This window comes from Desulfovermiculus halophilus DSM 18834 (assembly GCF_000620765.1).
Lineage (GTDB): Bacteria > Desulfobacterota > Desulfovibrionia > Desulfovibrionales > Desulfothermaceae > Desulfovermiculus > Desulfovermiculus halophilus.
Genome location: NZ_JIAK01000005.1, coordinates 95,947 through 115,816, shown reverse-complemented (window position 1 = coordinate 115,816; position 19,870 = coordinate 95,947). Strand labels below are relative to the sequence as shown.

The window sequence follows — 19,870 nt, the reverse complement described above, 5'->3', positions numbered from 1 at the left end:
GAAAACCGTCTCCAACCACAAACCCTGAAGAGGAGGATGCCGCTCTATGTCCACAGCCCAGAGCTACGACTTTCAAGCCGAGACCCAAAAGCTTTTAAATATCATTATCCATTCCATATACACGAACAAGGAAATATTCCTCCGGGAGCTGGTCTCCAATGCATCCGACGCCCTGGACAAGGTCAGATTCGCCCAGAACAAGGGAACCGAGGTCGCCGATCCGGATCAGCCCCTGGAGATTCGGATCTCAACTGATAAGGACGCCGGGCGGCTGACCATTGCCGACACCGGGACAGGAATGAGCGAGGAGGAGCTGGTCAGCAATCTGGGGACCATCGCAAAGTCCGGGACAGAGGAGTTCCTCAAAAAGGTCACCGAGGAGCAGGAAAGCCCGGAAAACATCATCGGCCGGTTCGGCGTCGGCTTCTACTCCGTATTCATGGTCGCCAGCCAGGTCCGGGTGACCACCAAATCCGCAGACCCCGAAACCCCGGCCATGCTCTGGACCTCCGACGGGATGGGAAGCTACACCGTGGCCCCGGCAGAAGAGGATATGTCCAGGGGCACCCGCATCGAGGTCACCCTGAACGAGGAGGAAAAAGAGTACGCTGATCCGGACCGGATCAAGCACATTATCAAGAAGCATTCCAACTTTATATCCTTCCCTATCTTTGTCGACGACGAGAAGGTGAACACCATCCCAGCCCTGTGGAAGGAATCCAAATTCAACATCACCCAGGATCAGTATGCCGAGTTCTATAAGTTTTTGACCTACGACAGCCAGCCGCCGCTGGAGACCATCCATACCTCGGTGGATGCCCCGGTCCAATTCAACAGCATCCTGTTCATCCCCCAAAAATCGACCCTGTTTTTTGAAAACGTTCCTACGGACTACGGTCTTGACCTGTATGTGAACCGGGTCCTCATCCAGCACAAGAATCAGGACCTCATTCCCCAGTATCTCAGCTTTGTCAGCGGGGTTGTGGATACCGAAGATCTGCCTTTGAACCTGTCCAGACAGGCCATTCAGGAAAGCGCTCTTATAAGCAAGATCCGGACCACAATCACCAAGCAGATACTGCAAAAGCTCAAAGACCTGGCGGCCAAGGACCCGGACCGCTACACCACTTTCTGGGAGGAGCACGGCAAGGTATTCAAGCTGGGATATTCGGATACCGGCAACAGGGAGACCTTTGCCCAGCTGCTGCGGTTCAACGCCTCCTGGCACCAGGATGATACCGGGCTGGCCTCTCTGGATGAATACATCGACCGGATGAAGGAAGGACAAAAAGAGATCTATTTCATCTCCGGCCCGAACCGGGAAAATATCGCCTCTAACCCCCATCTGGAACTGTTCCGCAGCAAAGGCCTGGATGTCTTGTATCTCTTTGAGCCGGTTGATGAGTTCGTGCTCCAAAGCGTGGGCACCTACAGGGAGTATGCCCTCAAGGCCGCGGAGCATGTGGACCCGGGTGATCTGGAGCAGTTCGGGTCCGGGGAAGATGAGCCCAAGGAGACCCTGAGCTCGGAGGAAGAAAAGTCGTTTGATCAGCTGCTCAAAGCCATGCAGGATATCCTCGGCGATCGGGTCACAGAGGTCCGGAGTTCAAAGCGACTGTCCACCAGCCCGGCCTGTCTGGTCAATCCGGAAAGCGGGATCAGCTCCCAGATGCAGAAGATCATGCACATCATGAACAAGGACAGCTCCATCCCCAAACAGATCCTGGAGATCAACCCCAATCACCCCTTGAGCCGAAACCTGCTCAAGGTCTACTCCCAGGATCCAAACGACGCCTTTGTCCGCCAAAGCACCGAGCATCTGTTTGAGACCGCCCTGCTGCAGGCCGGATACCTGGCTGATCCCCATACCCTGGTCAACCGAAGCTTCGAGATCCTGTCCCAGGCCAGCTCCTGGTATACCCAGGCCAAGGATGCCGGGGAGGAGACCAGGTAAAAGCTCCCTTCAGCCAGGGCGGCCTCTGCGCTGAGCAGCAAGCCCGTGCAGCCGCCCCGCTTGCAAAGATCCGGTGGTTCAGGTGTCAGGGGGAATCCTTTCGGCTTGTCCCCTGGCCCTGACCCCGGATCCCTTCCTTAATCCGCCTGCTTGCGGATAAAGGAAGGGATTTCAAATTCATCCTCGAACACGAACTCTTCTTCAGAGCCCTGCTCGCTGGTATACTGCCCTGCGCCCTGTTCCGTGCTTCCCGCCCGGCCTTTGCGCAGATAGGCCGGTATCTGCCGGTCCTCGTTGTTTTGCGCCGGCGGGGCCTGCCGCTGCTGGCCGGTCCTGGCCTTGTCCAGATTGGCGACCTTCCCTTTTGCCGCCCCAAAAGGCTGGCTCTGCTTGCTCTCCACCGGCTGCTCAATGCCGGTGGCGATCACTGTAATCCGCAGCTCGTCCCCGGCATCGTTGTCAAACACAGTCCCGAAGTAGATCTGGGCATCCTCCTGCGCTGACTCGGAGATCGTGCTCGCTGCCTCGCTGACCTCGTCGATGGTCAGGTCCGGCCCGGAAGTTATGTTCATCAGCACGCCCTGCGCGCCGTCAATGGACACATCCTCCAGCAATGGGCTGGTAATGGCCTTGGTCGCCGCTTCCCGGGCCCGGCCTTCGCCCTGAGCGATTCCGGTTCCCATAAGGGCCAGCCCCATGCCGGACATGACAGCCTTGACGTCGGCAAAGTCCAGGTTGATCAGCCCCGGGACCATGATCAGATCGGAGATGCCCTTGACCGCGTAATACAGGACCTCGTCCGCCTTTTTCAGCATCTCCAAAAATGAGGCCTTTTTGGAGGCCAGGGACAAAAGACGGTCGTTGGGGATGGTGATGATGCTGTCCACAACTTCCTTCAGGCTGGAGATGCCCTTTTCCGCCTGCTGCAACCTCTTTTTGCCTTCAAAAAAGAACGGCTTGGTCACCACCCCGACGGTCAGAGCTCCGGCCTCCCGGGCGACTTCGGCGATCACCGGAGCAGCTCCGGTTCCGGTGCCGCCGCCCATTCCGGCGGTGACAAAGACCATATCCGCCTCGCCGATCATCTCCCGGATGATGTCCACACTCTCCAGGGCCGCCTCCCGGCCGGTGCTTGGATTGGCCCCAGCGCCCAGCCCTTTGGTCAACTGCTCGCCCAGCTGCAGCTTGTACTCGGCCTGGGAGTGCTTTAAGGCCTGGACATCCGTATTGGCCACAATAAACGATACTCCCTGCAAGGCGGAGGTAATCATGTTGTTCACTGCATTGCCTCCGCCGCCTCCGACGCCTATGACCTTGATTTTTGCGTTGCCTTCAGGCTCTATCTCCATGTAATCCATCACTGCCTCCTTGTACATTTCCAAGCATTCCGCCCGGCTGTCACCGCACCGTATATATTGCTGCCCGCGCCGGCCCACAAAAAAGGGCCCCCGGGGCGATTCCTGCTGGCCGGACCTAGCGGCCTCGGCATCAGCTGATCTCAGAGAACCATTTCCGCATGCTGGCCAGAATGCGGTTGAATATTCCTTTCTCCCGAATGCCGAACCGCAGGTCATCCTTGTGCGTTTCCGCCCCCCACTGCAGAAGACCAACTGCCGTGGCATGGGACGGGTTGTTCACTATATCGGTCAGGCCTCCCACCCCCCGAGGTGCCCCCACCCGGGTCGGCAGATCGAATATCTGCTCCCCCAGTTCTTCTATTCCGGCAATCTGCGAGCTTCCGCCGGTGAGCACCACCCCGGCGCCGACCATCTCCTTGAACCCGGACCGGACCAGTTCCTGGTCAACCAGACTGAGGATCTCCTCCACCCGGGGTTCACAGATCTCGGCCAATACCCGCTTGGATATGGTTCTCGCATCCCGGTCCCCGACACTGGACACCTCGACCACCTCGTTGTTCTGTACCTGGCTGGCCAGAGCGCAGCTGTGAGCGATCTTCAGCTTTTCGGCGCTCTTCATCGGGGTCCGCAGCCCAAAGGCGATGTCATTGGTCAAGTTCATCCCCCCCAGGGGCAATACGGATATATGCTTGATGGAATCATTGCCGAACACAGAAAGATCAGTGGTCCCCCCCCCGATGTCCACCAGGGCGACCCCGATTTCCTTTTCTTCTTCTGTGAGCACCGCTTTGGCCGAGGCCAAAGACTCCAGAACGATGCCGGAGACGTCCAGACCGGCCCGATGGCAGGACCGGACGATGTTCTGCGCGCTGGACACAGCGCCGGTCACCATGTGCACCCTGGCTTCCAGCCGCACCCCGGCCATGCCCAGGGGGTCCTCGATGCCCCGCTGATCGTCCACGATATATTCCTGGGGCAGGATGTGAATCAGCTCCCGGTCCAGGGGGATGGCCACGGCCTTGGCCGCGTCTATGACCCGCTCGATATCCTTGGAGGTTACCTCTCCTCCCTTGACCGCAATCACCCCGTGGCTGTTAAAGCCCATAATATGGCTCCCGGCAATACCGGCGAACACATTCCGGATTTCACATCCGGCCAAAAGCTCTGCTTCTTCCAGGGCCTTCTTGATGGACTGCACCGTTTGCTCGATGTTGACCACCACCCCCTTGCGCAACCCGGTGGAAGGACTCATTCCGATCCCGACGATATCAACCCCTTCAGATGAGGCTTCTCCAACCACGACACAGATCTTTGTGGTTCCAATATCCAGTCCCACCACCAGTTCGGGCTTGGCACTCATACCACGTCACTCCTATAGCCTACCCAGCCAGTACCTTCGAATACAAGAATATACGCTACCATCCCCAGTTCATCCCGCCGCTGCACGTCCCTCCACATGAACCGCAGCCTGCCGATATTTACCTGCAGGTTGTCCCTGCCCAGCATGACTTCCAGGGCGGGATTCTGCAGTCGTATCTGCAGCCTGTTGCCTGTTCCGAACCGAATCCAGGACACCTCCCCCAGACCAAAGGGGATCTGGTTTTGACTCCATTTTTTGGTCACTATTCCCAGATCCCTCTGGTCCCGGCGCAGGTCCGGATTGCAGACCAGAAGCGGCAGGGAGGTGAAAGAGGCCACGTCCACAGGCGCTATGAGCTCTCCGTGCTTGTCTGCGTAGTAGATACGCTCTTCTTTTTGACGCCAGAAAAAGGGCACCTCCTCTTCCACGTCGATGCGCAGACCGTGCGGAAAGTGCCGGTGAACAGCCACCGCTTTGATCCACGGATCTTCCATCAGGGACTGCCGGATCTTCCACAGGGACAGATCCAGGAGGTTGTCGAATCGATCCAAGTGGGCCTGGGCCAGGACCTCTCTGCGTGTCAGGCGCTGCACCCCCCTGACCTCTACCTTTTCCAGGGCCAGAATTTCGGTGCTTGTTACCCAGCGATACCCTGCAATCAGGAGCAGACTGCTGCCCAGCACAAAAGCCAGAGCACACCCGGACCAGACCAGAAATGCAAGCACTTTGGGCACCAGACCCACGGACTTTCTCTGTGCCCTTTTGTTGTGATATGCGTTCTGCTTGGCCATACCTCAAGGCATTTCTCCGATTGGCTCCGGACTGCCCTCGCCTCGGGGAGAAGACCGGCAGGGATCAATGATTTGAACCTCGGGATCCAGATCCACTCCGCACCGGTCCCGCACCCGACGTTTGGCCTCCGCAATCAGCTCTATGGCCTGGGCAAAGCTTCCTCCCCCGGAATTGATCAGAAAGTTTGCATGCAGGGAGGAAAATCCCACTCCCCCGACCTTCCTGCCCCGCATGCCGCACTGATCCAGCAGCTGGCCGGCAGGGGCTTGGGGGGGGTTTTTGAACGTGCACCCGCAGGTCCGGGCATCCACGGGCTGGGTCTGCCGCTTGCGATGCAGAACTTCTTGCCTTTTTTGCTTCAGAAAGGCCCCATCAGCCGGGGAGAGCACAAGCTCCACCTCGTGGATGATCCATTCCCTGCCCAATCCCAGGGGCCGAAAGCTCCGATATGCGTACTGCACCTCCGTTCCCGACAGCCAGACTAGCCCCGTTCGGGGCGTCCAGCATCGCACCCGGTGCAGGCATTGGCCAATACTCTGTCCGAAGGATCCAGCGTTCATGGCCACGGCTCCACCGACATCGGCCGGGATTCCGGACAGTCCCTCAAGTCCGGCCAGCCCATGGTCCTGAAGCCAGCGCAGGAGTCCGGGCAAGGGAAATCCGGCCGGGACTCGAACCACACAGCGTTCGTTGGTCCGGCTGTAAACCTCCGGTCTGGGCTTGGCTGGAGGCCGCACCACACAGAAGGGCAGGTCGCCGTCCTGGAGCAGGAGATTGCTCCCCCGGCCCAAGGTCAAGGGTCGCAGCCCCTCCCGCTGCACAAACCGGAACCAGCGCTCCCAGTCTCCAGGCTGCTCGATTCTGACCTCGGCCTGGGCCACTCCTCCAATCCCCAGCCAGGTCCGGTCCTGAAGGTTCGGACGGGACAGGATCTTCACCCTTTTTCTCCCTGGAGGAACTGTTCGCCCAGGGTCCAGATATTCCCGGCCCCCAAAGTGAGCAGGATGTCTCCGGTCTGCAGGATATCGTCCAGGACCTCCAGACAATGCGGCAGATCCGGACAGAACATGACCTCGGTCGCACTGACCTGACGCACTCCCTGGGCCAGGCTTGCTCCGTTCACCCCAGGAATCGGGTCCTCTGAGGCGGCGTAGATCTCGGTCAGGACCAAGAGATCGGCCTGCGCAAAGGCTCGGCAAAAATCCCCGAACAGGGCCCGGGTCCGGGAAAACCTGTGGGGCTGAAAGGCGACGACCAATCTGGACTGAGGATACATCTGCCTCAGGGTCTCCAGAGTGGCCCGGATCTCTGTGGGATGATGGCCGTAGTCGTCCACAACCTGGATGCCGTCGCGCTGGCCCTTGTACTCCAGGCGCCGCCCCACCCCGTCAAAGGCCTCCAGACCCTTGATGATGACCTCCTTGGACAGCCCGGCCTCCAGGGAAACCCCGATCACGCCCAGGGCGTTCTGTACATTGTGCCTTCCGGGCTGAGCCAGGGTGATCGGCCCCCATGTCTCCCCGTGCACCGAGACCAGAAAACGGGTGTGCAGACCGCTTTCCAGGATCTGGGCCTGAATATCGTTGTCCGACCCCAAGCCATAGGTCAGCACCCGCCGTTTGACCCGGGACAGCAGACGGCGGACGATTGGATCGTCGCCGCAGACTACATTCAGGCCGTAAAAAGGTATGTAATTTAAAAAACGGACAAAGGCATCCTCGATGGCCCCTATGTCCGGATAATAATCCAGATGATCGGCATCAATATTGGTCACAATGCTTATTATGGGCATAAGGCACAAAAAGGAACCGTCGGATTCATCCGCTTCAGCCACCAGGTACTCCCCCTGCCCCATCAGGGCATGGGTCCCGTACCGGTTCAGGCGTCCGCCGATGATCACCGTCGGATCCAATCCCGCCTCTTTGAACACTGTACCCAGCAGAGAGGTCGTCGTAGTCTTGCCGTGGGTGCCGGCCACTGCAATCCCGGTCTTCAGACGCATGAGCTCGGCGAGCATCTCGGCCCTGGGGATGACCGGGATCCCCTTGGCCTTGGCCGCCGTCACCTCCGGGTTGTCCTCGCCCACAGCAGTGGACTTGACCACCACGTCGGCCTCCTTCAGATTGCCCTCTGCGTGCCCCCGGGCTATCCAGGCCCCCATGGCCTGCAGACGGCGAACCGGGTCGTTGTCCGACAGATCCGAGCCGCTGACGGTATAGCCGAGGTTGAGCAGGACCTCGGCGATTCCGCTCATTCCTGCCCCGCCGATTCCCACCATATGTATGTGTTGCACCTGTGTCTTCATGAACGACTTTTTCCTTTAACAGCAGACATTGCGGCCACTTCCTGAACAATGCTCCGGGTAGCCTCAGGCTGGCCCAGCTGCCGTGCCGCCCGGCCCATGGCTAGAAGCTTGTCCGGCAGGGCCAGAAGATTCAAAATCATATCCGCCAGGTCTACTTCCGGCAGATAGCTCTGCTCCACAACCATGGCAGCACCCGCCTTTTCCAGCAGCTTTGCGTTGTGCAGCTGATGCTGATGCACAGCATAGGGGAACGGAATGAGCACGCTGGGCCGGCCGATAACCGTGAGCTCGGCCACTGTGGAGGCCCCGGCCCGGCTGACCACTAAATCGGCCCAGGAATAGGCCGCAGCCATGTCCTGGATAAAAGGGACCACCTTGGCCTGGTCCGGATCAAATGCGTCGTAGTGCGCGCTGAACTCTGCATAGTGCCGCTCTCCAGCCTGATGCAGTACCTGCACCCCCTGCGGCAGCAGCTGAGGCAGGGCCTGAAGAACGGCCTGATTGATGGCCTGGGCTCCCTGACTCCCACCCAAAACCAGGACTCGATGGCCGCTTTGGTGGGTGTAGATCTTTTCCTTGCCTCCCAGGGTGATCAGGCTGGTCCGGACCGGATTTCCGGTCACCCTGACCTTTTGGGGATCAAACCACCCCTGCTCGTCCGGAAAAGACAGAAACACCCGCTGTACCCGCTTGCCCAAAAACCGGTTGGTAACTCCCGGATGGGCGTTCTGCTCGTGAACTGCACAGGGAATCCGCTTCCAGGCGGCGATCAGGACCGGGACAAATGATGCATAACTCCCGAACCCCAGAACAACTTGAGGCTTGAACCGGGCATAGGTCTTCCAGCAGCGCATCAGACTGCGGAGCATCCACCAGGCAGATCCCAAAGAGCGGATCCCCCGGCCCAGCACACCCTGGGCCGGCAAGCCGACGAAAGGGATGCCGGCCTCCTCGGCCCATTTGCCTTCAGGGCCGTGCTCCCCTCCCACAAACAGGAGCTCAGCCCGGGGATAGGATTCCCTGATGCTCTCGGCCACGGCCAGAGCAGGAAAGATATGGCCCCCGGTCCCCCCGGAGCTGAGAACTATCCTATCCATGCGCGCCTCTGCCCCGGCGTTCGATATTGACCAAGAGCCCTGTGCACATGCAGGCGACCAGCAGATTCGACCCCCCGTAGCTGATGAAAGGCATGGGCAGCCCTTTTGGAGGGACAGCCCCCATGACCACGGCCAGATTGAGCAGAGCGCAGAGGACGACCACCAGGCACAGCCCCAGGGCGGTGAACCTGTCCTGGAGGTCGTCCTGATTCAAGGCGATGGTCAACCCGCGAAACATATACACCCCCAGGCAGACAAACAGGATGGACAGGCCGGCGAAACCCAGCTCTTCACCAAGAACGGACACGATAAAATCCGTATGGCCCTCAGGGAGGAAGAACAGCTTCTGCTTCCCGGCCCCCAGCCCCTGCCCGAACAGTCCGCCCAGCCCCAGGCCGTACAGAGACTGGACGACCTGGTATCCGGAATCGGCCGCGTTCTGAAACGGATCCAGAAAGGCCAGCCATCGCTTGAGCCGGTACGGGGAACTGACGATCATATAGGCCCCGATCCCCAAGCAAAGCAGCCCGGAGCTCAAAAGATACAAGAGCCGGGTCCCCCCGACCATGCTCATGGTGAAAAAGAGTGCGGCAATGAAAACGGCCCCCCCGAAATCAGGCTGCAAGAGAAGCATTCCGGCGATGATCCCGGTGATGATCACCGGAGGGACAAACCCCACGCTGAAGGTCTTCATCTTGTCCTGCTTATGACTGAGAAAATAGCCCAGATAGAGGACAAGGGCGATCTTGGCCAGCTCCAGGGGCTGCAGGGAAAAGCTTCCCATGTCCAGCCACCTGCTTGCCCCGCCGGCTCGAACCCCGAGAGGAGTCAGGGTCAGGGCCAGGAGGACAAGAACCACCATGAGCCAGAGGTAGACGAATCTGTAGACAAAGCCCATGGGGATCTTGGCTCCGATCCACATGACCGCCAGCCCCATTCCCGCGTACACGGACTGGCGCAGAAAAAAATGATCGCTGTCCGCGAAAAGACGCTCGGCCATGACCCCGCTGGCGCTGTAGACCATGACCAGCCCCAGGCCCATGAGGATCAAGGCGGATCCCACCAGCCACCAGTCGGCCAGCTCCCGAAGGTGCTCCTGCTCCCTGTTCCCGCTCATATCCCGGCTAGGCCCCTCCGTATGCAGTGACCCGCCCCCTGGGGCCGGACCACTCATGGAGACCGTAAGAACTCATTCCCCAATCCATAATCCCGTGCATACCTCTTCCCGGCTTTTTCATATCAGGCAAAAGTCGTTGAATCACTGCCCGCCGCCGGTCAGCTCCGTCACCGCCCGGACAAAGGCCTCTCCCCGGGCGGCGTATCCGGGGAACAGATCAAAGCTGGCCGTTCCCGGAGAGAGCAGGACCACCTCGCCGGACCGGGCCAGCCCTGCCGCGTGAGCCACAGCCTCTTCCAGGGTCGGCCTCCAATCCATGGGTACCACGCCCCCCCAGGCCTGGGTGAAGATCTCCCGGCTTTCCCCGAACAAAGTGACGCTGCGCACCCGCTGACGGAGCAGATCCACCACCTCCTGCAGATCGCCGCCTTTGTACCGCCCGCCGGCCAAGAGATGGATCGGCCTGTCCAAGCTGCACAGGGCCGCCTGCATGGCGTGCACGGTGGTCGCCTTGGAATCGTTGACAAAGAGCACCCCGTTTTTTTCCCCGGCCTGCTGCAGGCGGTGGGGATGCGGCTCATAGCTCTGCATTCCTTGTCTGGCGGCTTGGGCGGAGACTCCCCACCGGGCACAGGCCAGATAGGCCGCCTCCATGTTCGCGCTGTTGTGGGCCCCTGGAAGCTGCGGCAGCTCAAAGCCGTGCTCCCGGTCAAAGATCACTGTCTCGGCTTGGGTCAATTCACCGTCCTGGACCTCGGGCCACAGGGAGGCGTGGATCAGGGCCGTATCCCCGGGCCCTTGCCCGGCGAACAGGGACCGCTTCGCCCGCCGGTACTCCTCCAGGTCCTGGTGGTGATCCAGATGATTGACTGAAAAGTTCAACCATACCGCAACTCTGGGCTGGAGAGACCAGGTGTGCTGGAGCTGAAAGCTGCTCACCTCCAGGACCACCACATCCTTGTCCCGGCCGGAGAGGACATACTCGGACAGGGGCGTTCCGATATTTCCGCCGGTAAAGCACTCCACCCCGGAACAGCGCAGGATATGATCGATTAAGCTTACTGTGGTTGTCTTGCCATTGGTCCCGGTCACAGCGATAATCGGCTCCCGGACCCAGGCCAGGGCAAGCTCCAGCTCGGATATGACCTGCACCCTGCCCCTGTGAGGGAGAAAGGGAGCGATGTTCTTCTGTGCGATCCCCGGGCTGAGGACCACCACCTGGGCCCCGGCGAAATCGTCACTTGTATGCGGGCCGACAGAGAGCTCAATGCCCTGGGCTGTCAGGTCCCGATGCTGAGCCTCGGACACAGCGCCTGGATGCGCCTCCGCAAGGGTGACCTCCGCCCCGGCCCGGGCGGCCAGAGCAGCCGCCGCCCGGCCGGAACGACCGGCCCCGACCACGGTTACCCGGCGCCCTGCGATCTCCGCAGGAGTGCGCGGATTTGGACCCTGGCATGCGCATCCCATTCTGTGTGCGTCCTTCATTCCCATGTTCTGTATTTGTAAGCCGCCCAATTACCGCAGCTTCAATGTGCTTAAGGCCAGCATGGCCAGGAGAATAGACAGGATCCAGAAGCGGACGATGATCTTGGACTCCGGAATCCCGGTCAGCTCAAAGTGATGATGGAGGGGAGCCATGCGGAAAAACCGCTTTCCGCCCGAGAACTTGAAATAGCCGACCTGAATGATCACTGACAGGGTCTCGACCACAAAAAGCCCGCCGACCACCAGCAGAACCAGTTCCTGCTTGCATAAAATAGCAATGAATCCGATGGAGGCCCCCAGGCTCAGACTGCCCACATCGCCCATAAACACCTGAGCCGGATAGGCGTTGAACCATAAAAAACCAAGCCCTGCACCCACCAGGGCGCCGCAGAAAACGGTTACCTCCCCCACTCCCGGAACATACGCCACCTGTAGGTACTTGGCTATCTCCACGTGCCCTGCCACATAGACGAAAAGAAGCAGACATCCCCCGACCACAATGGTCGGCCCAATGGCCAGCCCGTCCAATCCGTCCGTTAAATTCACCGCATTGGAGGACCCGACGATCACCACCAGGGCAAACAGCAGATAGAACCAGCCCAAGTTCGGCTGCACCCACTTGATGAAGGGGATATACAACGAACTGGAATATCCCGGGAGCACAATCAAGACGCCTATGGCCGCCGCCGCCACAAGAAATTGCCATCCGAACTTTTGCCTGGGGCTCAACCCCTTGTTCTGCTTGCGGACCACTTTCAGGTAGTCGTCCACAAATCCGATACATCCAAACCCGGCGAAGACAAAAATCGTGAGCCAGAGATAGACATTGGTCAGATTCCCCCACAGCAGAACGCTGCTCAACAGGGAAAAGGCAATGAGCAGGCCGCCCATGGTCGGGGTCCCTGCCTTGCGCTGGTGATTCTCCGGTCCGTCCTCCTGAATGTACTGCCCGCATTTTATGCGCTGCAGCCAATGAATGAACCGAGGGCCGATGATGATGGTCAGAATCAGGGCTGTCAGCAGGGCATAGATGGACCGGAAGGTGATATACCGAAAGACGTTGAATAGTCCAAAGTGCTCACTAAGCGGATAGAGGAGGTGATAGATCATGCTGCCCCAAGTTCCTGCTGCAGACGTTGTACAAAGCGTTCCAGGGCGCACCCGCGGGAGCCCTTGACCAGGACAACTCCGCTTTGGACCCCCAGCCTTCGCCACTGGGCCCCAAAATCACGTTCCCCTTGCACAGTGAGCATGACCGAACCCCCGGCCCGTTCAAAGCCCCGGCGAAAGGCCCGCTCCTGCCCTCCGAAATACAGAACCCCTCTGGGCTTGGTTTCGGCGGCCTGGTGTCCCAATTCTTCGTGCAGCGCTTCGGACTGCTCCCCGAGCTCTTTCATCTCTCCCAGGATCAGAACCAGCGGTTCGGTACCCGCTGTTTTTCGGGCCCAGTCCAGGGCCCAGCGCATGGAGAGGGGGTTGGCGTTGTAGCAGTCGTCCAGAATGGTCACCTGTCCGCAGCGGACTGCGTCTCCCCGGTGTTCAGGAAGGCGGGTCTGATCCAGCCCGGCTTGGATCTCCTCCCCTGAGCATCCCAGATACCGGGTGGCGCAGACCGCAGCCAGGATGTTCTCCGCAACCCAGGACCTGTCCCTGGACAGCCCCAGCACAATCTCCGTGTCTCCCGCCTTGATGCGTAGGCTGCCCCCTTCGGCATCGACCGGGCTGAGCACACAGCAATCCCCGCCGGCATCGGGCCGGGTGGAGAAGGTGCGCAGCACAACCTCTCTGTCCTCCGGAAGGGCCTGGAGCAGCTCCGGATAATCCCGGCTGGCCACAACCGCCCCTCCGGAGGGAACGGCATCAACCAGACGGGCCTTTTCCCGGGCCACTCCCTGAACCGAATGCAGACCCTGCAGATGGGCAGGTCCGACATTGATCATCACCGCCAGATCCGGGGCCAACACAGCGGCCAGGTCTTCCATCTCCCCTGTCTCGCTCACTCCGGCCTCCAGGACCCAATAGTCCTCTCTGCCGTGCATGGATAAGATAGACAGGGCCACTCCCAGCCGGTTGTTCCAGTTTTTGTAGTTTCTGCCCACTTCGGCATTCTGGGCCAGAACCGCAGCTATGAGCTCCTTGACCGTGGTCTTCCCGGCTGAACCGGTCACAGCCACTACCCGCCCCTGAAACTGGCTCCTCCAGTACCCGGCCAGATCGGCCAGGGCCTGAATCGAATCCTGAACCAAAAGCATGGGCACGTCTGAGGACACATCCAGGAGCGGCCGTTCCACAACCACGGCCAGGGCCCCTTTGTGCACTGCCTCCCGGGCGAAGTTGTGCCCGTCGAAGCGCTCTCCCTGGATGCAGACAAAAAGATCCCCGGGCTGCACTAGGCGGCTGTCGGTCTGCACGCTGGCGGCCGTCACGTCCTGGGCGTTCTCATAATCCCCAACCGCCTTCATGGCCTGACCTATCTGGGTAAGGCTGAGCTTCATGCTACGTCTATCCTGATGTTTTCTTTCGGCCCTTCGACACAGAAAGTGACATTGCATACATAAGACTTAGCCGTCTCTTCTGTGTGCCGTAAGCGGCAGGCCCGCACATTTTCTTGGTCCCGCCACCAGGCACTCACATGCATGATATGCTCAGTCCATCTGAAGGCAATGTCCATCATGTGAGTGCCTGGAGGGGGCAGAGATCCCCCTTTGGCAGGACTTAGAAAATACCGGGCCGAAAGTGGGCGCGCCAGAAGAGATGGCAAACTCAAAAAATCCACAGACTAGGTCGAAGAACCTTTCTTTCTGTGCAGACCATAGAGGTGCTTGGACCATGACTGTGGAGCTTTGAAATTTGTTGTATGCTTTGGGTCCAGGAGCCAACACGGCCACCTCCTGCGGGTTAGGTCCAGTATTCCACCACCACCTGCTCGTCCCGAAACGGGATCTTGCGGTCCCCGATCTGCTGTGTGCACTCGTGCCCTTTCCCGGCGATGAGCAGAGCATCTCTGGGCCCAATGGTCCTCAGGGCCCACTGGATGGCCTTGCGCCGATCCGGTTCGCTCACAACCCTCGGGCACCCGGCCAAGCCGGGCAGCACAGCCTGCATAATCTGTTCAGGATCCTCATGCCGGGGATTGTCCGAGGTAAGCACAGCCACATCGGCAAATCTGGCCACTGCCTCCCCCATCAAGGGACGCTTGCCCGGATCCCGGTCTCCGCCGCATCCGAACACCACAAACAAGCGATCAAAATCAAGCTCCTTCAGGGCGGACAGGACATTGACCAGGGCATCCGGGGTATGGGCATAATCCACAAACACGTGCTGCCCTCTTGGCCCCTCGATCCGTTGCAGGCGCCCGGGAGGGCCGGAAAAATCTTCCAGGGCCTTCAGATGGTCCGCTCCGAGACCCAGCTCCAGGCCGACGGCTTGGGCAGCCAGCAGATTCGACGCATTGTGCCTGCCCGCCAGCTCGGAACGCAGGGTCCAGGTCCCGATCCTGGGATCCTCCATCTCCAGGACTTGTCCGGTCCGGTCCATATGCTGTATCCGACCCCGAAGACAGGGCCAGCCGGGGACCTGATCCCCGGTCAAAGAAAATCCGCATCCCGCGGCGGCCACCTCGGCCAGGCGCCGTCCCCAGGGATTGTCGAAGTTGAGGACCGAGGCACAGGAGAAAGGGGAAAACAGCTTGGACTTGCTCTGAAAATAGGCCTCCATGTCCTGATGGTAGTCCAGATGGTCCTGGGTTAAATTCGTGAACACGGTCAGGTCAAACTCCAATCCGGCCGTGCGCTCCTGGTCCAAGGCATGAGATGAGACCTCCATACAGGCCACATCCACTCCATCCTCGGCCATTTGAGCCACCATGGCATGCAGCTCCAGACAGCCGGGAGTGGTCAGGCTCGCCTCCCGTTCAACGTCCTGCCATCGATAGTTGATGGTTCCCAGCACCCCGCAGGACTTTCCCGCCCTGTGGACCAGGTGTTCCACCATATAGCTGACCGTGGTCTTGCCGTTGGTCCCGGTAATCCCGATCAAAAAAGGCCTGAGCTTATCTGTGCCGTATCTGACCCTCGCCAGCCGGCCCAAGGCGGCGCTTACATCAGGGTGGGCCAGAAAGCAAACCCCGGGGGTGGACTGGGAACGTATCTGCCTGGAGTGGACCACCCAGGCTGCTCCCTTTTCCACCGCATGCGGAATATAGCTTGCTCCATCCGTGCGGGTCCCCGGCAGAGCCACAAAGACATCCCCGCTTTGGACCCGCCCGGAATGGGTCCTCACCTCTGCCCCGTGCCGAACATGGGCCACAAGCTGTTCCCATCCGGGCATCTCTCCTCCCGCTCCGGGCTGCTGAGCACAATCCGATGCCATGATCAGCTCGGCTCCTCAGTCGGGATTGCATCCGACAGCCACAGGGTCCAGTCCTGGGCTTTCGCCTGGTCCATATCGCTCCGGGGTTTCGGCCTCTGTTTACTGACCACCACTCCTTCCCCCTTGATCTTGGGCATGATTCCCTGCCCGGCCAGAAACTCCACAGCCCGGCGCAGGGACACCCCGCACAGATCCGGGACCCTGTCTCCGTTCCCAAGCTTCGGTCCAGAGGACGTTGTGTCGGCCTGAAACTCGATGTTTGGAGCTGTCTGCTCCGGGGTCCTGCCGGCCTGGAGGCGCGCGTTGCCAGTATCGTGCAGCCCGGACCAGACCAAAAGCTCCTTGCTCACTGCCTTGACCGCGGGGGCGGCAACCACCCCCCCGTAGTGCTGAGGAGATGGTTCGTCAATGACGGCCACAATCAGGAATTCCGGATCCAAGGCCGGCAATATTCCGACAAAGGAGGCGACGTAGGTATTCCCGTATCCGCCCTTGGCACTGGCCTTTTGCGCCGTTCCCGTCTTTCCGCCCACTTCAAACCCCTTGATTCGGGCCTGGGTGCCGGTTCCGTCTTCCTGGACCACGTCACGCAGCATGTCCAATACCTGGTCGGCAGTGGTGGTGGAAAAGATCTTCCTGGGCCGGGGGCGTTCCTGCCGCGGGGATACGACCAGGCGCAGGGGCCGCCATTGTCCGTGGGCGCACACACACAGATAGGCCTGGGCCAATTGCAGTCCGGTCACCGCCACTCCCTGCCCAAAGCTGGCCGAGACCAGATCGACCTGATTCCACCGTTCCGGCCGCCTGAGAATCCCCGAATTCTCAGCCGGCAGGGGCAGTCCGGTCCGCGTCCCCAGCCCAAGGTCCTTCAAGGTCGCATGGTACTGCTTCTTTCCCAGGTCCAAACCGATCTTTCCCGCCCCTATATTGCTGGAGTAGCGGATAATCCGGGAAACCGGCAGCCAGGCGTACTCATGGGTATCGTTGACCACCCGCCCTTTGTAGGCCCATTTTCCGTTTTCGCAAAAGTAAATGGACTGGGGCGTGACCACATTGTGCTGCAACGCGGACGCTACGAGCATGGACTTCAGGGTGGAACCCGGCTCGAACTCATCCATGGCCAGACGGTTCCGCCACAGCCTGGAATCGGAAACCTGATAGGCATTGGGGTTGAACAAGGGCGCCTGGGCCCAGGCCAACACCTCCCCGCTGTCCACATCCGCCACCAGACACATGCCCGAGTTTGCATTGTATTTTGACACGGCCCGATCCAAGGCCACTTCCGCCGCATACTGGATCTGGGAATCCAGGGTCAGGCGGAGATCCTTCCCGGCCCAATCCCCGAGAAACTGCCCCGGGGCAAAGAGGACATTGCCCGCAGCGTCCCGCTGGACCACAAAGGTATGCTTTGTACCCTGGAGATGGGCATCAAAGGACAGCTCCAGTCCCTCCAGCCCCCGGTTGTCGACTCCCACAAAGCCCAGGAGCTGCCCGGCCAGATGTCCCTGAGGGTAGAACCTGCGCTGCTCCTCGGTTAAATATATCCCGGGCAGACCGGATGCATCCACCTCGGCCGCCGCCTGATCTGAGATCTGACGCCGAAGCCAGACGAATGAGGATTTGGACTCCAATCTGGTCAGCCACCTGCTCCGCCTGCCCCCCAGTATCTCCTCCAGCCTGCTGGCTGTTTCTTGAACATCCTGTATTCTGCTCGGCCGGGCGAAAACCGACTTGACCCGCACACTCTTGGCCAGCAGTTCCCCGTTGCGGTCAAAGATCTCCCCCCGCTGTCCAGCCACGGACTCCTGTCCCCAATGCTGAGAGCTGGCCTGTGCAGACAGGGCCGGACCACGCAGAAGCTGCAGATAGAATCCCCGGGCCCACAACCCGCTCCAGGCCACAACCAGGACGGCACCCAGGATGATGATCCGGGCCCTGGACCAGTCCCGGGGGGCCGAGCGGGTACCTTTCGTATGTCGTCTTCCAGCCACAGGCTCTCTCTACACCTGGTCAGAAGCGGTGGGCATTCGATCAAAACTTTGAGTCGTCCCGGTCAGAGCCGCCATACTCATAATCCTCGCTTTGGATCGCCGCCGGCAAATCTGCACCCGGCGGACTAGTCCTGCATGGACCGGACCTGTCCGCTCTCCGGCGGCCGCAGCCCCATGTCAGCCGCTTTTTCCTGCAGCTGATAGGAGGACATCAGGTTCATATGCTCAACCACAAGCTTTGATTTCAGCTTTCGTTCTCCCTCCAGGACATCGTGCATCTTCTTGATGCTGTAGGACAGGTCCACCAGCTGCAGATTGAGCCAGACCAGACATACTCCCAGGCCCAGGGCAGAAATTCCCAGACTGAAACAGGCAATTATCCGCTTTTTCATCTTCGTGTCCTCCTCTAGCCCAGGGCTTCGGCCACCCGCATCTTGGCGCTCCGGCTGCGGGGATTTCTCTCTCTCTCCTCCCCTGCGGGAAGCAGAGGCTTCTTGGTCAGTACCCGTACCCGCGGTCTCGGCTCGCAGGTGCATACCGGCTGCTCAATCGGACATACGCACCCCTTGGCCTGGCGCCGGAATGTATGCTTGACGATTGCATCTTCCAGGGAATGAAACGTAATCACCACGGCCCTGCCTCCTGGAGCCAGGATATCCGGGATACTGTCCATAACGGCCTGCAGGTCTTCCAGCTCCCGGTTGACGGCAATGCGCAGAGCCTGAAACGTCTTCGTCGCCGGATGATTCCTGGACTTGGCCCTCCGAGGCCTGGGATATGCCATGCTGACGATATCCGCCAACCGGCCAGTGCTTGTAATCCGGCCCTTTTGCCGCTCCTGAACGATCCGCCTGGCGATCCGCCCGGCCATCGGCTCCTGTCCGTATTCGGCGATGATTTTCCGCAACTCCTCTTCCCGGGCGGAGTTGACCACATCCCGGGCACTCCATCCCTCTTCCCGGTCCATGCGCATATCCAGAGGACCGTCATGGACAAAGCTGAAACCTCGACTGCTGTCGTTGAGTTGCAGGGAAGAAACCCCGGCGTCTAAAACCAGGCCCTGGACCTTGTCCCAGCCCAAGGCATCCAACACCTGCTTAATGTCCTTGTATCTGGCCTGATAAAGCGCCGCCCGGGCCAGGCAGCTGGCCTGCTCCAGAGTCCTGCGGGCCTCTGTCAGCGCAGATGCGTCCCGGTCCAGGGCCAAGACCCTGCCCGCTCCGGCCCGAAGCAGGGCCAGAGTGTGCCCGCCAAGCCCGACGGTCGCGTCCACGTACCGCCCCTCGGGACCGGGGGCAATCCAGTCAACAACCTCCCGGGCCATCACCGGAACATGGGAGTACACCTGTTCCTCGCTCACTGATTTCCCTTGCGGGCAGCTCTGAAACCACCGCCCCGCATCTTTCTGACCAAGACAAGGAGACGTACTTTGTCGCCCTCATGTGGTGGCCCACACCCTAAAGCCTGAGCTCGTACCCGCTTTCGGTCAATTCAGTCATGATCTGGTCTGCACTGGAATCGAAATCGTCCATTTCCCGCTCATACCGCTCCAGATTCCATATCTCGAACCGCCGTCCGCTTCCGGCCAGGACGACTTCCTTATCCAGGGCCGCGTATTTGCGCAAGTGCGGGGGAACAAGGATCCGCCCCTGCTTATCCAAGGGGACCTGCATGGCTCCTCCCAGGAAGAACCGCTGGAACCTGCGCATGTCGGGTCGGGCCAGATTAAGATGCTGAAAGCTATCCACTATCTGGTCCCAGTCCGGCTGGGCGTATCCGTAGACACAGGCATCAAAACGGGTAAGCATGACCTGTCCCGGGGCATCTCCATCCTGGATCACATCCCGAAAGTCGGGTGGGAGCATCAGCCGCCCCTTGCTGTCGATATTGCGGATGGAATGGCCCCAGAACTTCACACTTGCCTCCCACAAGTTTCCACTATTTCCCACACTATTTCAACTCATATCAAGGAAGTCAAGCCTCAATTTGGGTTGGAAGGCGCTCAGGACAGGGACGCAAGGGAGGGTGAGGCGAGGAGCT

At 60.0% G+C, this 19,870-nt stretch carries 16 protein-coding genes; 1 reads left to right on the top strand and 15 read right to left on the bottom strand.

Features of this window, described 5'->3' with window-relative positions:
* Positions 1 to 46 precede the first annotated feature (46 nt).
* Entirely contained in the window at positions 47 to 1,954 is a 1,908-nt protein-coding gene (htpG, locus tag N902_RS0101885) for a molecular chaperone HtpG (protein WP_027369548.1), read from the top strand.
* Between the two features lie 137 nt (positions 1,955 to 2,091).
* Here the strand turns inward: htpG and ftsZ are convergent, their stop codons facing one another.
* The 15 genes from ftsZ to mraZ form a co-directional block, all read right to left on the bottom strand.
* Positions 2,092 to 3,312 carry a cell division protein FtsZ gene (gene ftsZ / locus N902_RS0101880; protein ID WP_027369547.1) on the bottom strand — a complete coding sequence of 407 codons (1,221 nt, stop codon included), beginning with the start codon at positions 3,310 to 3,312 and terminating at the stop codon, positions 2,092 to 2,094.
* Positions 3,313 to 3,442: 130 nt separating this feature from the next.
* Positions 3,443 to 4,672, bottom strand: a complete 1,230-nt coding sequence (gene ftsA, locus N902_RS0101875) for a cell division protein FtsA (protein ID WP_027369546.1) — start codon at positions 4,670 to 4,672, stop codon at positions 3,443 to 3,445.
* A complete protein-coding gene (locus N902_RS18515) occupies positions 4,669 to 5,463 on the bottom strand; it encodes a cell division protein FtsQ/DivIB (RefSeq protein ID WP_051564105.1) in 795 nt (264 codons plus the stop codon). Before N902_RS18515 ends, ftsA begins: the two co-directional genes overlap by 4 nt.
* A 3-nt stretch (positions 5,464 to 5,466) precedes the next feature.
* A complete protein-coding gene (gene murB, locus N902_RS15940) occupies positions 5,467 to 6,402 on the bottom strand; it encodes a UDP-N-acetylmuramate dehydrogenase (protein WP_051564103.1) in 936 nt (311 codons plus the stop codon).
* Complete coding sequence (gene murC, locus N902_RS0101860; protein ID WP_027369545.1) at positions 6,399 to 7,769, bottom strand: UDP-N-acetylmuramate--L-alanine ligase; 1,371 nt, start codon at positions 7,767 to 7,769, stop codon at positions 6,399 to 6,401. The genes murB and murC overlap by 4 nt, the downstream gene beginning before the upstream one ends.
* Positions 7,766 to 8,866, bottom strand: a complete 1,101-nt coding sequence (gene murG / locus N902_RS0101855) for an undecaprenyldiphospho-muramoylpentapeptide beta-N-acetylglucosaminyltransferase (RefSeq protein ID WP_027369544.1) — start codon at positions 8,864 to 8,866, stop codon at positions 7,766 to 7,768. Before murG ends, murC begins: the two co-directional genes overlap by 4 nt.
* Complete coding sequence (gene ftsW / locus N902_RS0101850; RefSeq protein WP_027369543.1) at positions 8,859 to 9,983, bottom strand: putative lipid II flippase FtsW; 1,125 nt, start codon at positions 9,981 to 9,983, stop codon at positions 8,859 to 8,861. The genes murG and ftsW overlap by 8 nt, the downstream gene beginning before the upstream one ends.
* Before the next feature lie 141 nt (positions 9,984 to 10,124).
* On the bottom strand, positions 10,125 to 11,450 hold the full coding sequence (murD, locus tag N902_RS0101845; RefSeq protein WP_051564101.1) for a UDP-N-acetylmuramoyl-L-alanine--D-glutamate ligase: 1,326 nt from the start codon (positions 11,448 to 11,450) through the stop codon (positions 10,125 to 10,127).
* Between the two features lie 48 nt (positions 11,451 to 11,498).
* Positions 11,499 to 12,578, bottom strand: a complete 1,080-nt coding sequence (gene mraY, locus N902_RS0101840; protein ID WP_027369541.1) for a phospho-N-acetylmuramoyl-pentapeptide-transferase — start codon at positions 12,576 to 12,578, stop codon at positions 11,499 to 11,501.
* Entirely contained in the window at positions 12,575 to 13,963 is a 1,389-nt protein-coding gene (locus N902_RS0101835; RefSeq protein ID WP_027369540.1) for a UDP-N-acetylmuramoyl-tripeptide--D-alanyl-D-alanine ligase, read from the bottom strand. The genes mraY and N902_RS0101835 overlap by 4 nt, the downstream gene beginning before the upstream one ends.
* A 403-nt stretch (positions 13,964 to 14,366) precedes the next feature.
* Entirely contained in the window at positions 14,367 to 15,797 is a 1,431-nt protein-coding gene (locus N902_RS0101825; protein WP_027369538.1) for a UDP-N-acetylmuramoyl-L-alanyl-D-glutamate--2,6-diaminopimelate ligase, read from the bottom strand.
* Positions 15,798 to 15,841: 44 nt separating this feature from the next.
* Positions 15,842 to 17,830, bottom strand: a complete 1,989-nt coding sequence (locus tag N902_RS0101820; protein WP_027369537.1) for a penicillin-binding transpeptidase domain-containing protein — start codon at positions 17,828 to 17,830, stop codon at positions 15,842 to 15,844.
* Positions 17,831 to 17,955: 125 nt separating this feature from the next.
* On the bottom strand, positions 17,956 to 18,222 hold the full coding sequence (locus N902_RS0101815; RefSeq protein ID WP_027369536.1) for a hypothetical protein: 267 nt from the start codon (positions 18,220 to 18,222) through the stop codon (positions 17,956 to 17,958).
* 14 nt (positions 18,223 to 18,236) lie between these two features.
* Entirely contained in the window at positions 18,237 to 19,190 is a 954-nt protein-coding gene (gene rsmH, locus N902_RS0101810; RefSeq protein ID WP_027369535.1) for a 16S rRNA (cytosine(1402)-N(4))-methyltransferase RsmH, read from the bottom strand.
* A gap of 97 nt (positions 19,191 to 19,287) precedes the next feature.
* A complete protein-coding gene (gene mraZ, locus N902_RS0101805; RefSeq protein ID WP_027369534.1) occupies positions 19,288 to 19,746 on the bottom strand; it encodes a division/cell wall cluster transcriptional repressor MraZ in 459 nt (152 codons plus the stop codon).
* Positions 19,747 to 19,870 lie beyond the last annotated feature (124 nt).